Annotated in this window: 1 protein-coding gene; it reads right to left on the minus strand. The window is 66.6% G+C overall.

Features of this window, described 5'->3' with window-relative positions; all coding sequences use genetic code 11:
• On the minus strand, window positions 1–323 hold a 323-nt coding region (locus O7A60_RS31865; RefSeq protein WP_337109609.1), incomplete at its 3' end, for a hypothetical protein.
• Window positions 324–347: the final 24 nt, after the last annotated feature.

The following is a 347-nucleotide window of genomic DNA, read 5'->3' on the forward strand; positions in this document are numbered from 1 at the left end:
GGAGCGACAGGCTCGACCGGATCCACTGGAGCAACCGGCTCGACCGGCTCTACGGGAGCCACAGGTGCAACCGGTGATACCGGAGCGACAGGCTCGACCGGATCCACTGGAGCAACCGGCTCGACCGGCTCTACGGGAGCCACAGGTGCAACTGGTGATACCGGAGCGACAGGCTCGACCGGTTCGACCGGATCGACTGGAGCAACCGGCTCGACCGGTTCTACGGGAGCCACAGGTGCAACCGGTGACACGGGAGCGACAGGCTCGACCGGTTCGACCGGATCGACTGGAGCAACCGGCTCGACCGGCTCTACGGGAGCCACAGGTGCAACCGGTGATACCGGAGC

It is taken from the genome of Mesorhizobium salmacidum (SeqCode), from assembly GCF_037179605.1.
GTDB lineage: Bacteria > Pseudomonadota > Alphaproteobacteria > Rhizobiales > Rhizobiaceae > Mesorhizobium > Mesorhizobium salmacidum.